Below are 12,734 nucleotides of genomic sequence, written 5' to 3' on the forward strand. Positions count from 1 at the left end.
CCCATGGCTGGCTTCGGGCTGCGCCCGCCCCTGTTCGAACGCCTGGCCAGCCCGGCGGACGATACCCGGCGGGCGTTCGACCGACAGGCGCTGCAAGACTCGGTGCATGCCGAACTGTCGCGCCTGTTCAATACTCGACGCGGCCCACGGGCGCTGACCGAACCGCCAAGCATCCTGGACTACGGCATCGCCGACTGGACCGCGCTGCAACAGCAGCGCAGCGATGACCGGCGCCAACTGACCCGGGAAATCCGCCAGGCCATCACCCACTTCGAACCTCGCCTGCGCCTGGGCGAGGTCGAGGTCTGCCCGGTGCCGGGCCACCCACAGCAACTGTGCATACGGTTGCTGGGCGAACTGCGTTGCGACCTGCATGCCTGGCCCGTGGCCTTTGTCATCGAGCACGCCGGCGACGGCCTTGAGGTACGACATGAGCGACTCGATTGACCCGCAACTCTTGGACTATTACCAACGCGAACTGACCTGGTTGCGGCATGCCGGGAGCCTGTTCGCCGAGCGCTATCCCAAGGTCGCCAGGCGCCTGGAGTTGTCCCCCGGCGAATGCCCCGATCCGCATGTCGAGCGCCTGCTGGAAGGTTTCGCACTGTTGGCCGCCCGCCTGCAACGCCGACTGGACGACGACTACGCCGAATTCAGCGATGCCCTGCTCGAACAGCTTTATCCGTTGGCCATGCGTCCCTTGCCGTCGTGCGCCATCGTGCAGTTCGAACCCGACCCCAGCAAAGGCAACTTGAACGAGGGCTACCCGCTGCCCCGCGACACTCCGCTGTTCATCACCACGGACAAAGGCCAGAGCATTCATTTTCGGACCACCGCCGCCGTGCATTTATGGCCGGTGCAAATCAGCGAGGCATTGCTGCTGGGCAGCGACGAAGCCCAGGCATTGACCGGCGTGGTCCGGGCACGCTCGGCCCTGCGCCTGGAGCTACGGTGCCTGGGCGAAAGCCAGTGGTCGACACTGGCGATCGATTCGCTGCGGGTACACCTGGCGGCATCACCGATCATCAACGCCGGGCTGTACGACCTGCTGGGCGCGCACGCCATCGAGGTCCTGGCCGGTGCGCCGGGCAGCGTGCCGGAGTCACTGACAGGCTTGCCACAAATCGTCGGCTTCGCCAGTGACCAGGTCTTGCTGCCGGACGAAGACGGCGTGCATCCCGGCATGCGCCTGCTGGCCGAGTACTTTGCCTTCCCGGATAAATTCGGCTTCTTCGACCTGCCACTGGCCGGCGCCACCAGCGACGGCCCGTCCTTGTACCTGTACATCGTTTTCGACCGCCCCCCCACCAGCCGCCTGCCGCTGCAGGCCAGCGACATCGCCCTGGGCTGCACGCCGGTGATCAACCTGTTTCCCAGGACTTCCGAGCCGCTGCGCCCGGATGGCACCCGCAGCGAGTACCGGTTGGTGGCCGACAGTCATCGGGAAAACAGCGTCGAGATCCACAGCATCCGTGGCATGCGCGCCATGTCCAGCCAGGGCGTGCGCAAAGTGCCGGCCTATTACGGCAGCCAGCATGGCAACGACCAAACCTGTTATTGGCATGCACGACGGGTCAGTGGCATGAGCCCGAACCGAATGGGCACCGACTTGATGGTCAGCCTGGTGGACACCCAGTTCGACCCGCTGGCCGACACGCGCGACTACAGCCTCACCGCCGAACTGCTGTGCACCAACCGCCACCTGGCCCAGAGCCTGCCGGCTGGCACCCCGCTGGGTTTCGAGCGGCCGGGGCCGGTGGCCTGGGCGCGTCTGCGCAACCCACCCAGCCCACAAAGCCTGCCGCGCCTGGATGGCGAATCGCGCTGGCGGCTGGTGTCGCAACTGACCCTCAACCATTTGTCACTGGTCGAAGGCCCCCAGGCATTGGACGCATTGCGCGAGATTCTCCAACTGCACAACCTGCGGGACGAGGCCAGCGCCCATCGCCAGATCGACGGCGTATCGGGGCTCAGTTGCGACCGGGTCATCGCCCATGTCGGCGAGGACGCCTGGCGCGGCTGGCGAAACGGGCTGGAGGTGCGCCTGCAACTGGATCCGCAATACTTCGTCGGTAACAGCGCCGTGCTGTTCTCCGGGGTGCTGGCGCAATTCTTTTCCCTTTACGCCACCGCCAATCGCTTCGTGCGCACCGTGCTGGTCCAGTCCGACAAGGAGGTGAAGACATGGCAACCCCAAGCCGGCAAACCCCTGGTGCTCTGAACCTGAGCCAGCGCCTGCGGCGTGACCCGCAACGCTTCGAATGGCTCCAGGCCTTGCTGTTGCTCGAACGCGAACATCCCCAGGCCGAGCCCCTGGGCAGCGGCACCGCGCCGCACGCCGAAGCCTTGCGCCTGCGTGGGCCCTTGACGCCGCTGTTCGCCGCCAGCGAAGTGGAAAGCCTGGGCCAGGAACCCGGCCTGCCGCCAACCCTGACCACGCCGATCTTCGGCCTCGGCGGCCCCGACGGCCCGTTGCCCTACGCCTACCAGGAATGGCTGCAACAACGGGCACGGGCCAAGGACTATGCCCCGGCGGAATTCCTCGACCTGTTCCAGCATCGCCTGCTCAGCCTGCTTTACAAGGTGATGCGCAAGCATCGCATCGCCGTGGGTTTTACCGCCCCAGGCGCATCTGCCGTACACGCGCAACTGCGGGCGTTGACCGGCCTGCTGCCCAAGGCCTTGCAAGAGCGCCAGGCCGCACCCGACTCGGCGGTACTGGCCTGCACCGCGCTGTACGCCGATGGCCGGCGCTCCCTGGACGGGTTCGCGGCGATTGTCCGCGAACAGTTCGGGCTGCCCGTGGAGCTGAAGGCCTACGAAGGTGGCTGGCGTGAAATCCCGCCGGCCAGCCGCAGCCGCTTGCAACCGGGCGGGCGCAACCTGTGCCTGGGCCGCAACGCGGTGGCCGGCACCCGCGTCTGGGACGAACATGCCGGCGTGCGCCTGATCCTCGGCCCGCTGACCACAAGCCAGGCCAACGCACTGCTGCCCAACGGCGAGACCCATCCGCTGCTCGCCAGCCTTTACGCCCTGTACTTCGGCCCCGATCTGGATTGCACCCTGGTGCTGCTGATCCGTGGCGCCGGCCCGCTGCAACTGGACCGCCAGGCAGCGCCACGGCTGAACTGGAACGGTGGCCTGCAACGCCAGCCAACCCTCGCCGTGCAACGGATCGAAACCCGCCTTCGTCAGCCGGAGATTGCCTGAAATGGAACTGGCCAGCCTGATCGGACGCCTCAACCCGGACAACCGCCGCGCCCTGGAACGGGCCGCGCAACGCTGCATGCAGCGCAGCCACCACTATGTGGAAATCGAACACCTGCTGTTGGAATTGCTCGACATCGAGGGCGGTGACTTTGCCTGCCTGCTGCCACGTTTCGGTCTGGAGCGCGACGCGGTGGCGGTGGAAACCAACAAGGCCCTGGACCTGTTCAAGTCCGGCAGCACCCGCACGCCCGCCCTGTCGACGCAAACCATCGGCCTGCTGGAAGACGCCGTGGTCCAGGCCAGCGTGCTGGGCCTGGACAGCATTCGCTCCGGGTTGCTGTTGCTGGCCCTGCTGGACCGTGATGAGCGCCGCAGCCTGCTGCTCAATAGCGCCTCGTCGTTGCTGCGCATTCCCCGCGATGCCCTGCGCACCCACCTATTGGAATGGACCGAAAGCTCCCGCGAGCATGTCGGTGGCGTGCGCCCGGCCAAACCCGGCGAGCCGCCCCAGAAACAGGACCCGGTCCTGGACCAGTACACCCAGGACTTGACCGCCGACGCCCGGGCCGGGCGCATCGATCCCATCGTCGGCCGCGACGGCGAAATCCGCCAGTGCATCGACATCCTGCTCCGGCGCCGGCAGAACAACCCGATCCTGGTGGGCGCGCCAGGCGTCGGCAAGACGGCGGTGGTGGAGGGCCTGGCCCTGCGTATCGCCGCCGGGGATGTGCCGCCGTCGTTGCAGGAAGTCACCCTGCGCGTCCTCGACCTGGGCCTGTTGCAGGCCGGTGCCGGCGTCAAAGGTGAATTCGAACAGCGCCTCAAGGGTGTGATCGACGCGGTACGCAGCGCCGAAAAACCGATCATCCTGTTCATCGACGAAGCCCACACGCTGATCGGCGCCGGCGGTGCGGAAGGCGGCAGCGACGCGGCCAACCTGCTCAAGCCGGCCCTGGCCCGGGGCGAACTGCGCACCCTGGCCGCCACCACCTGGCTGGAGTACAAAAAATATTTCGAGAAAGACCCGGCCCTGGCCCGCCGCTTCCAACTGGTGCAGGTCGAAGAACCGGACGAACTCACCGCCGTGGAAATGCTCCGGGGCGTGGCGAGCAAACTGGAACAGCACCACGGCGTGCAGGTGCTGGACGCGGCCATCCACGAGGCGGTGAAGCTGTCCCACCGCTACATCTCCGGGCGCCAGTTGCCGGACAAAGCCATCAGCGTGCTCGACACCGCCTGCGCCCGGGTCGCCCTCGGCCAGCACGACGTGCCGCCGCCGCTGGAAAGCCTGCGCCATCGGCAGAACAGCCTCAAGGACGAGGTCGAACGCCTGCGCCGGGAACAGGCCACCGGGCTCGATCACCGCGAGCGCATCACCCTGCTCGAAGGCGAATCGACCAGCAACGTGCAAGCCATCCGCGAGCTGGAAACCCGCTGGGGCGAAGAGCGCGAAGCCGTGCGCGAATTGCTCGACACCCGCCGCGAACTGCTTGCCCTGAGCGAACGCGCCGACGGTGAAAAAGCCGACACCGAGATCGATAACCGCATCGACCACCTGGCCGCCGAACTGCTGCGTCTGGAGGCGGGCCTGGATGCCATTCGCCAGGACGATCCGTTGGTGCCCGAACAGGTGGACAGCAAGACCGTCGCCGCGGTGATTGCCGGCTGGACCGGCATTCCGGTGGGCAAGATGCTCGCCGACGAAGCCCACGCCGTGCGCACCCTTGGCCAGCGCATGGGCCAGCGGGTCATGGGCCAGAGCACCGCGCTGAACACCATCGCCCAACGCCTGCAAGCCTACCGCGCCGGCCTCACCGACCCACAGAAACCGGTTGGCGTGTTCCTGCTGGTGGGCCCCACCGGCGTAGGCAAGACCGAAACCGCCTACGCCCTGGCCGACGCCTTGTACGGAGGTGAACGCAATCTGATCAGCATCAACCTCTCGGAGTACCAGGAAGCCCACACCGTCAGCCAACTCAAAGGCGCCCCACCCGGCTACGTCGGCTACGGCAGTGGCGGCGTGCTCACCGAAGCGGTGCGGCGCAAACCCTATTCGGTGGTGCTGCTGGATGAAATCGAAAAGGCCCACCCGGATGTGCTCGAAGCGTTCTACAACGTCTTCGACAAAGGCCTGATGGAAGACGGCACCGGCCTGGTGGTGGACTTCAAGAACACCGTGATGCTCGCCACCAGCAACGTCGGCGCCGAGCTATTGCTGGATACGCCCGCCGCGCAACTGGGCAGCGACGCCTTCAACGAAGCCTTGCACAAGGTGCTGCTGCAAGCGTTCCGCCCGGCGTTTTTGGCGCGCATGACGGTGGTGGCGTATCGGCCACTGGACGAAGCGACGCTGGAGGGGATCGTGCTGGCGAAGCTGGAGAAATTGCGGGGGCGCTACAAGGCTGCGACCGGTAAGCAATTCGAGTTTGATGCGGGGATTGTTAAAGCAGTGCTCGCCAAGTGCAGCGCAGCCGGGGCGAGGGACGTCGAGAATGTGCTGATGACGCAGGTGACGGGAAAACTGGCGGAGTGGGTGTTGGAATGATTTCCCATGAGTACGCAACCCAATCGATCAACGAGGTTTATTAAATGTCTGCGATAACCGTTTGGAGCTGTATCCAGTCGTACCGTACGAGCAAGGCTCAGGAATTGGATCGAATCTTCATATCGCATCATAAAATAATTGAATGCCTGGAAGGCTATGGCGGAAAAGATGAGTACCACGGTCATGAATCAGGCCCCGCAGGTGGGCCGGAATCCCCCGCGGCAACTATCAACCTGGACAAGGCGATTGCCTATCTGGAGCGGAACAAGCCAACGATTGCCCAGGAAGAAAAGAAAACCAAGAGCATGAATCATCTCCAAAAGAAGAGCCTGAGCCAGACCGATACCCTGATCCAGATAATCAATAACAACGACAATCTTGGTGCAATCCCCACCTTACTGCATAGCAAAGCGACTGAGCTCAAAACCACACAGCCCTGGTATGACATCCGGTTGGTCTGGGGGGCATTTGAAGTCAAATATCGCAAAAAAAAAGGTAAAGACCCCCAAAAAACCAATTACAAATGAGGATGTTCAATGCCCCGCGCCACCGACAACAATACCACCCTGTCCCTCACCGCGACTGCGCTGTCGGCGCTGTACCCTGAGTCGCTGTCCGGCGAAGAACGCCTCAACGCCTTGGGCTCGCACATGCTCAACGGCATCAACGACGGCGCTTCGCTGGACCTCACGACGGCCGTCGCCAGCCACGTGACCGCCACGCTGCACAAGGACGCCTTGCTGCGCCCGCTGGATTGGCTGGTGGCCGAGATCCGCCAGCTCCCGGCTGACGCCACGGCCGAGCGCTATCAACTCCTGCTGCGTCCCTGGCTTTGGTGGCTGAGCCTGGCCAGCAACAACCGCGTGTTCCAGAACCTTGTCACGTCGGACATCGTCACCACGATTTTCAAGGCCCATGGTTTCACCGACTTCCAGCTCAAACTCACCGCCAGCTACACCCCGCGCGAATACTGCGTGCAATACGGCGAAACCGACCTGGCCTTCGTCTCGCGCCTGCTGGAAGAAGACGGGATCTTCTGGTTCTTCACCCACGAGCAAGGCACCCACACGCTGGTCCTTGCCGACAGCAACGACGCCTTCGCGCCCATCCCCAACGGGCCGACGGTGAATTATCTCGGGCAGAAAATCGGCGAACGGGAACTGCACGGCATCCGCTCCGGCCAAGTGTGCCTGCAAGCGGTCGCCGGGGTTTACCAGGCCACCGACTATGAATTCACCACGCCGACGACCTCGCTCTACAGCCAGGCCGAAGCTGTGGCCGGACCAAGCTCGATGTACGAACATCCGGGCGGCTATACCGCCAAGGCCCAGGGCGATGCGTTGACCAAACAGCGGGTGGACGGCCTGCGCAGCCAGGAGAGACGCTTCGTCGGCGAAAGCGACTGCCGCTGGCTGGTGCCGGGGTATTGGTTCACCCTCGCCGGCCATGAAGACACGACGCTGAATATCGATTGGGTGGTGACCTCGGTCAGCCACGAAGCCAGCCACGACAGCTATCGCAACCGCTTCGAAGCAATTCCCAAGGCCACGGTCTATCGACCGCCCCGCCTCACGCCAAAACCGCGCATGCACACCCAGACCGCGCTGGTGGTGGGCAAGGCCGGCGAAGAAATCTGGACCGATGAATATGGCCGGATCAAGTTGCAGTTTCCCTGGGACCGCACCGGCAAGAACGACGAAACCTCATCCTGCTGGGTCCGCGTGGTCTTGCCCTGGAGCGGCAAAGGCTTTGGCATGCAGTTCGTGCCGCGCATCGGCCAGGAAGTCATCGTGACCTTCATCGACGGCGACCCGGACCGTCCCTTGGTCACCGGCTGCGTCTACAACGGCGACAATGCCCTGCCCTATGCGCTGCCGGCGAACCAGACCCAGTCCGGGATCAAGACCAACTCGTCCAAGGGCGGTGGCGGTTTCAACGAGTTGCGTTTCGAAGACAAGAAGGACGCCGAAGAGGTGTTTCTCCAGGCCCAGAAAGACTTCAACATCAACGTGCTCAACGACACCACCGCCACCGTCGGCCACGACGAAACCCTCACGGTACAGAACGCTCGCACCCGCACGGTGAAGGATGGCGACGAAACCGTGACCCTGGAGAAAGGCAAGCGCAGCGTGACCATCCAGACCGGCAGCGACAGCCTCGACGTGAAGGACACCCGCACCGTCACCGTGGGCTCGGACCAGACCCACAGCACCGGCGGCAACTACGAGCACAAGGTCACTGGCAATTACAGCCTGACAGTGGACGGCAACCTGACTATCAAGGTCAGTGGCACCCTGACCCTGCAAAGCGGCGACAGCTTCGCGATCAAGAGCGGCGCAGACCTGGCCGCCCAGGCCAGCACATCCATCAGCCAGAAAGCCGGCACGGCCCTGAGCAACCAGGCCGGTACGTCGCTGGAAAACAAGGCCGGCACCACCCTGACCAACGATGCCGGCATCAGCCTGATGAACAAGGCCGCCGCCGAACAGACCGTGGACGGCGGCGGCATGCTGACCATCAAGGGCGGCCTGGTGAAGGTCAACTGACAGGAGCCGATCGATGGCCTCGAAAAAACTCGACCTGGAGCGTGGCGACAGCCAACTGAGCGGGCAACTGGTCGACGGCCAGCTCGACGGTCCGCTGCAGATCCAAGAAGCGCAACGCCCGCAAGCAACACTCAACTACAACCAAGGTGAACTGCAAGGCACCAGCACCCTGTATCACCCCAATGGCAAGGTCTCGGCGGTACTGCCATTCGTGAAAGGCAAATTGCAAGGTGTGGCGAGCTTCTACGCGGCCGAAGGTGGGTTGCAACGCCAGGCCACCTATCGTCGCGGGCTGCTGCACGGCGAAGCGAACAATTACTTTCCCGACGGGCAACTGGCCGAGGCCGAGTTCTATCGCGACGGCGTGCGCGATGGCCGCTATCGTCGCCTGCACCCCAACGGCAACCCGGCGGTCGAAGCCCGCTACCTCAACGGCCAACTGCTGGAACCGGCCCATGCCTACGCTGAAGATGGCCGGCCACTGGACGCCGAGGGCAAACCGATCTCCCGGGTGCGCTGGTGGTTCAGGCGCTGGAATGATCCGACAACGGTGTAATCAGGGAATCAACATCTGCACCTGCCCCGGCACAACGATCTTGATCACCCCGGCCCAGGTGCACATCAAGGTACTGTTGGCATCGATGGCCGGCATGTTGCCCAGCAACAGGGTCGGCGCGCCGCCGGGGATCCATGGGGCCGCGGTGGCCGGGATGCACGGCATGGGGGTCAGCACGCCGAGCGCCGCAGCGGTGGCGGCGGCCACGGTCGGGTTCGCCAGGCTCATGCACATGCCGAACGTGGTGATGTTTACCAGCGGGATGTGATCCATGATGTTCGCCGCCGGCATCCCCCCCGTCAGCAGGCGATTGACCGGCAGCACATTGAGCACCGCCGGGGCGGCGCCGAAGCTGCATTGCAAGGTCGCGGTGCCACAGACTTGCGGACATCCCATCGTGGTTGCTCCTTTGAAGCGACAGACTCTGAGAAACCTTAGCTCGCCCCTACCCGACGCGCACGCCGCCATGCATCAAGCCCGCTGATTATCCAGCAACACGCTAACCTATAAGACCCTGGCGTGCTTGTGACGCCTCCCGCGCGCCATTAGATTAGCCAATGATCGATGGCCTCCAAAATAAGCAGAAGGGATAAGCATGGCGTTTACTGATCAGTCCACCCGCGTGCGCGACGGTGAAGAACTCGATGCCAACGTGATCGACCCGTACCTCAAGGCCCACATTCCCGGCCTGACCGGCGTGCCGCAGATCAGCCAGTTTCCCGGTGGCGCGTCGAACCTGACCTACCTGCTGGAATACCCCGAGCAGGAATTCGTCCTGCGTCGTCCGCCGTTCGGCCATAAAGCCAAGTCCGCCCATGACATGGGTCGTGAGTTCCGCATCCTCAATCAATTGCGCGAAGGTTTCCCGTACTGCCCCAAAGCCTACGTGCACTGCACCGACGAGTCGGTGATGGGCGCCGAGTTCTATGTGATGGAACGGGTCAAAGGCATCATCCTGCGCTCCGAGCTGCCGCCGGAACTGGGTTTCGACGCCGCCCGCACCGAAGCACTGTGCAAGAGCTTCATCGACCGGCTCGTCGAGCTGCACCGCGTCGACTACAACGCTTGCGGCCTGGCCGACCTCGGCAAGCCCGAAGGCTACGTGGCCCGGCAGATCCGCGGCTGGAGTGACCGCTACGAAAAAGCCCTGACGCCCGATGCGCCGAAGTGGGAAGCGGTCAAGGCCTGGCTCAACGACAAGATGCCGGCCGACCACCCCACTTCGAGCATCGTGCACAACGACTACCGCTTCGACAACGTGATCCTCGACCCGCAGAACCCGATGCAGATCATCGGCGTGCTGGACTGGGAACTGACTACCCTCGGCGATCCGTTGATGGATCTGGGCAACAGCCTCGCCTACTGGATCGAAGCCGCAGACCCGGCCCCCGTCCAACTGATGCGCCGCCAGCCAAGCCATGCCCCCGGCATGCTGACCCGCCGCGAGTTCGTCGATTACTACGCCGAGCGCGCCGGGATCCGCATCGACAACTTCGACTTCTATTACACCTACGGCCTGTTCCGCCTGGCCGGCATCGTCCAGCAGATCTACTACCGCTTCTTCCACGGCCAGACCCAGGACAAACGCTTCGCGCAGTTCGTTTCGATGAACAAACTGCTGGAGCAGATGAGCCTGCAGGTCATCGGCAAATCCACGCTCTGAGCGCACCTATAACAAGGAAACAGCATGTCCAAGACCCAGTTGTTCGACCTCGACGGTAAAATCGCTTTCGTTTCCGGCGCCAGCCGCGGCATCGGCGAAGCCATCGCCAAACTGTTGGCCCAGCAAGGCGCCCATGTGATCGTGTCCAGCCGCAAGCTCGACGGTTGCCAGCACGTGGCCGACGCCATCATCGCCGCTGGCGGCAAGGCCACCGCCATCGCCTGCCACATCGGTGAAATGGAGCAGATCAGCCAGGTCTTCGCCAACATCCGCGAACAGTTCGGGCGCCTGGACATCCTGGTCAACAACGCCGCCACCAACCCGCAATTCTGCAACGTGCTGGACACCGACCTGGGCGCGTTCCAGAAAACCGTGGACGTGAACATCCGCGGCTATTTCTTCATGTCGGTGGAAGCCGGCAAGCTGATGCGCGAGAACGGCGGCGGCAGCATCATCAACGTGGCGTCGATCAACGGCATCTCGCCGGGAATCTTCCAGGGCATCTACTCGGTGACCAAGGCCGCGGTGATCAACATGACCAAGGTCTTCGCCAAGGAATGCGCGCAGTTCGGCATCCGCTGCAACGCCCTGTTGCCGGGCCTGACCGACACCAAGTTCGCTTCGGCACTGGTCAAGAACGACGCCATCCTGAAGACCGCCCTGGCGCAGATCCCCCTCAAGCGCGTGGCCGACCCGAGCGAAATGGCCGGCGCGGTGTTGTACCTGGCCAGCGATGCGTCGAGCTACACCACGGGTGTGGCGTTGAATGTCGATGGTGGGTTCCTGTCCTGATCACGACATTCATCCTGCGGGATGATCTGCAGTGACAACACAAATGAATATTTATTCCAACATTTGCAATTAGCGAATATTTATTCCATAAAGAGCCCTTCTGAAAACAATAATTCAAAGGGCTCTTTCTCATGCGTGAACTCGGCATCGGTCTGATTGGCACCGGCTTCATGGGCCGTGCCCATGCCTTGGCGTTCCACAACGCCAAGGCGGTGTTCGACCTCCCCCTGAACCTGAAACTGGCGGCCCTGGCCGACGCCGATCCGCAGCGTGCCCGGCAATGCGCCCACAGTTGGGGGTTCGAAACGGCCCACAGCGACTGGCAACAACTGATCGACGACCCGAAGGTCAACCTGATCGCCATCACCACGCCCAACCACCTGCACTTCCCCATGGCCATGGCCGCGTTGGCGGCGGGCAAGCCGGTCTATTGTGAAAAGCCCCTGGCGGTGTCCCTGGAGCAGGCCGAGCAGATGCGCCAGGCGGCCAAGGCGGCCGGGGTGGTGACGCGGGTCGGCTACAACTACCAGCACAACCCGATCATTCAACGGGCGCGGGACATGATCCAGCGCGGTGAGCTAGGTCAAATCATCAGTTTCCAGGGCGAGTTCAGCGAAGACTTCATGGCCGACCCGGCCTCGCCATGGTCATGGCGCTGTGAAGCGGCCCACGCCGGTGGCGCACTGGCGGACCTGGGCAGCCACTTGCTGGCCATGGCCCGGCACCTATTGGGCGATGTCGAGGCGGTGTGCGCCGACAGCCAGACCGTGCACCACCAACGCCCTGCCAACGCCGGCAATGCCGAACAACGCGCCATCGCGGTGGATGACCAGGTCCATGCGCTGCTGCGTTTCGCCAACGGCGCCCGGGGCACGGTGAGCAGCAGTTGGCTCAAGCACGGCTACAAGAACCACCTGAGCTTCGAGATCAGCGGCACCCTCGGCACACTGGCATTCGATCAGGAACGGCTGAATGAACTGCGCCTGTGTCGCGGCGGCCAGGCAGGTTTCCAGCGTCTGCTGGCCGGTCCGGATCTGCCGGGTTATGCCGCGTTCAGCCCGGCGGCCGGGCACCAGTTGGGGTACAACGAGTTGAAGACGTTGGAAGTGCATGAACTGGTGATGACGCTTGCCGGCGAAGGCGGCAGCGGGACGGATTTTGAAGAGGCCTGGGAAGTGGAGCGGCTGGCGGCGGCGATTCGTGTGGCGGCGCGGGAGGAGCGTTGGGTGAAGGTCAGCGAGCTATAAGCGCTCATTTGTGCCCATTTTGTGAACCCGTGTGGAAGGGGATTTATTCCCATCTGTGGGAGCAAGGCTTGCCCGCGATGAAGATGACACGGTCTCCCTGGGAACCGAGGCGCCTGCATCGCGAGCAAGCTTTGCTCCCACGCAGCGGGGATAAATCCCCTCGCCACAGCGTGTG

At 63.7% G+C, this 12,734-nt stretch carries 11 protein-coding genes; 10 read left to right on the forward strand and 1 reads right to left on the reverse strand.

Annotation, left to right across the window (positions count from 1 at the left end; all coding sequences use genetic code 11):
- The first annotated feature begins 3 nt into the window (after positions 1 to 3).
- From tssE to AC09SL_RS08755, 7 genes are read left to right on the forward strand one after another with little or no spacing between them, the layout of a single operon-like run.
- Positions 4 to 447, forward strand: coding sequence for a type VI secretion system baseplate subunit TssE (gene tssE, locus AC09SL_RS08725; RefSeq protein ID WP_058546050.1), 444 nt, complete (start codon positions 4 to 6; stop codon positions 445 to 447).
- On the forward strand, positions 431 to 2,221 hold the full coding sequence (gene tssF, locus AC09SL_RS08730) for a type VI secretion system baseplate subunit TssF (protein ID WP_058546049.1): 1,791 nt from the start codon (positions 431 to 433) through the stop codon (positions 2,219 to 2,221). The genes tssE and tssF overlap by 17 nt, the downstream gene beginning before the upstream one ends.
- On the forward strand, positions 2,185 to 3,210 hold the full coding sequence (gene tssG, locus AC09SL_RS08735; RefSeq protein WP_058546048.1) for a type VI secretion system baseplate subunit TssG: 1,026 nt from the start codon (positions 2,185 to 2,187) through the stop codon (positions 3,208 to 3,210). The genes tssF and tssG overlap by 37 nt, the downstream gene beginning before the upstream one ends.
- A gap of 1 nt (position 3,211) precedes the next feature.
- Positions 3,212 to 5,755 (forward strand): type VI secretion system ATPase TssH, encoded by a 2,544-nt coding sequence (gene tssH / locus AC09SL_RS08740; RefSeq protein ID WP_479571941.1) that lies wholly within the window; start codon positions 3,212 to 3,214, stop codon positions 5,753 to 5,755.
- Positions 5,756 to 5,799: 44 nt separating this feature from the next.
- Entirely contained in the window at positions 5,800 to 6,282 is a 483-nt protein-coding gene (locus tag AC09SL_RS08745) for a hypothetical protein (protein ID WP_058543304.1), read from the forward strand.
- 9 nt (positions 6,283 to 6,291) lie between these two features.
- Complete coding sequence (locus tag AC09SL_RS08750) at positions 6,292 to 8,301, forward strand: type VI secretion system Vgr family protein (RefSeq protein ID WP_058543305.1); 2,010 nt, start codon at positions 6,292 to 6,294, stop codon at positions 8,299 to 8,301.
- 13 nt (positions 8,302 to 8,314) lie between these two features.
- Positions 8,315 to 8,857 carry a toxin-antitoxin system YwqK family antitoxin gene (locus AC09SL_RS08755; protein WP_058543306.1) on the forward strand — a complete coding sequence of 181 codons (543 nt, stop codon included), beginning with the start codon at positions 8,315 to 8,317 and terminating at the stop codon, positions 8,855 to 8,857.
- On the opposite strand, the gene AC09SL_RS08760 is transcribed toward AC09SL_RS08755, so the two are convergent.
- Positions 8,858 to 9,253, reverse strand: a complete 396-nt coding sequence (locus tag AC09SL_RS08760) for a DUF4280 domain-containing protein (RefSeq protein ID WP_003202818.1) — start codon at positions 9,251 to 9,253, stop codon at positions 8,858 to 8,860. It abuts the gene before it with no gap.
- 199 nt (positions 9,254 to 9,452) lie between these two features.
- On the opposite strand from AC09SL_RS08760, the gene AC09SL_RS08765 reads away from it, so the two are divergent.
- The 3 genes from AC09SL_RS08765 (at position 9,453) to AC09SL_RS08775 (ending at position 12,559) form a co-directional block, all read left to right on the forward strand.
- Complete coding sequence (locus AC09SL_RS08765) at positions 9,453 to 10,520, forward strand: phosphotransferase family protein (protein ID WP_058543307.1); 1,068 nt, start codon at positions 9,453 to 9,455, stop codon at positions 10,518 to 10,520.
- Positions 10,521 to 10,544: 24 nt separating this feature from the next.
- On the forward strand, positions 10,545 to 11,312 hold the full coding sequence (locus AC09SL_RS08770) for an SDR family oxidoreductase (protein WP_058543308.1): 768 nt from the start codon (positions 10,545 to 10,547) through the stop codon (positions 11,310 to 11,312).
- A gap of 131 nt (positions 11,313 to 11,443) precedes the next feature.
- Positions 11,444 to 12,559, forward strand: coding sequence for a Gfo/Idh/MocA family protein (locus AC09SL_RS08775; protein WP_058543309.1), 1,116 nt, complete (start codon positions 11,444 to 11,446; stop codon positions 12,557 to 12,559).
- Positions 12,560 to 12,734: the final 175 nt, after the last annotated feature.

It is taken from the genome of Pseudomonas sp. PF05 (assembly GCF_056521845.1).